This window comes from Diaphorobacter sp., assembly GCF_050251835.1.
GTDB lineage: Bacteria > Pseudomonadota > Gammaproteobacteria > Burkholderiales > Burkholderiaceae_C > JBFXIE01.
In genome coordinates this window covers 6,745-8,330 of the sequence record NZ_JBFWLZ010000066.1, presented here as the reverse complement: position 1 = coordinate 8,330, position 1,586 = coordinate 6,745, and the positions used below count along the sequence as shown (strand labels likewise).

The 1,586-nt window shown below is 65.1% G+C and carries 1 protein-coding gene; it reads left to right on the top strand.

The features are described from left to right. Window positions 1–1,425 (top strand): TRCF domain-containing protein (locus tag AB7E35_RS14470; protein ID WP_428167810.1); only part of this gene is annotated, 1,425 nt, incomplete at its 5' end. Window positions 1,426–1,586: the final 161 nt, after the last annotated feature.

Here is a 1,586-nt window from a genome sequence, read left to right as displayed (position 1 = left end):
AAGGTGGCCGAGGTGTCGCGCTTTCGCTCAGGCAAGGAGATTTCTGCCGCCGTCAAGGGCATTGCCGATGGCACGGTGGACATCGTGGTGGGCACGCACAAGCTGCTGAGTGAATCCACGCAGTTCAAGAACCTGGGCCTGCTCATCATTGACGAAGAGCACCGCTTTGGCGTGCGCCACAAGGAGGCGATGAAGAAGTTCCGCGCCGAGGTGGACGTGCTCACCCTCACCGCCACGCCGATTCCGCGCACCATGGGCATGGCGCTGGAGGGCCTGCGCGACCTGAGCGTGATTGCCACCGCGCCGCAGCGGCGCCTGGCCATCAAGACCTTTGTGCGCAACGAAGGCACGGGCGTGATCCGCGAGGCCGTGCTGCGCGAATTGAAGCGCGGCGGGCAGTGCTACTTTTTGCACAACGAGGTCGAGACGATTGAAAACCGGCGCCAGAAGCTTGAAGAAATATTGCCCGAGGCGCGCATCGCCGTGGCCCACGGCCAGATGCCCGAGCGCGAGCTGGAGCGCGTGATGCGCGACTTTGTGGCCCAGCGCTACAACATCCTGCTGTGCTCGACCATCATCGAGACCGGCATCGACGTGCCCACGGCCAACACCATCATCATCAGCCGGGCCGACAAGTTCGGGCTGGCGCAGCTGCACCAGCTGCGCGGGCGCGTGGGCCGCAGCCACCACCAGGCCTATGCCTACCTGATGGTGCCCGACATCGAGGGCCTGACCAAGCAGGCGCAGCAGCGCCTGGACGCGATTCAGCAGATGGAGGAGCTGGGCAGCGGCTTTTACCTGGCCATGCACGACCTGGAGATCCGCGGCGCGGGCGAGGTGCTGGGCGAGAGCCAGAGCGGCAACATGATGGAGATCGGCTTTCAGCTCTACAACGAGATGCTGGCCGAAGCCGTGCGCTGCCTGAAAGCCGGCAAGGAGCCCGACCTGCTCGCGCCCCTGTCAGCCACCACCGACATCAACCTGCACGCCCCCGCCCTGCTGCCCGACGACTACTGCGGCGACGTGCACCTGCGCCTGTCGTTCTACAAAAAGCTGGCCACGGCCAAAACGCCTGACCAGATCGACAGCCTGCTGGAAGAAATCGTGGACCGCTTCGGCAAGCTGCCGCCGCAGGCGCAAACGCTGATCGACGTGCACCGCCTGCGCGTGCTGTCGGCGCCCTACGGCGTGGTCAAGGTGGACGCCGCGCCGGGCGTCATCACCATCACCTTCAGGCCGCAGCCGCCGGTGGACCCGATGGCCATCATCCACCTGATCCAGAAGAACAGGCACATCAAGCTGGCTGGCAACGAGAAGCTGCGCATCGAGCGCGAGCTGCCCGAGCCAGTCGCCCGCGCCCAGATGGTGCGCGACGTGCTGCGCAGCCTGGGCCAGCCGCTGGTGGCCGAGGCAGCCGGCGCGTGAAGCAAAATATAATTTCCAGCCAATTACAGCACCAACGACTGCCGATCAACCCGCCAAGGAGCTGCCATGTCGCAAGTGACGATTTATATGGACGACGATGCCATCGCCCGTGCCAAGGCATCGGCCGCTGCTGCCCAGCTATCGCTCAGCGCCTGGGTCAG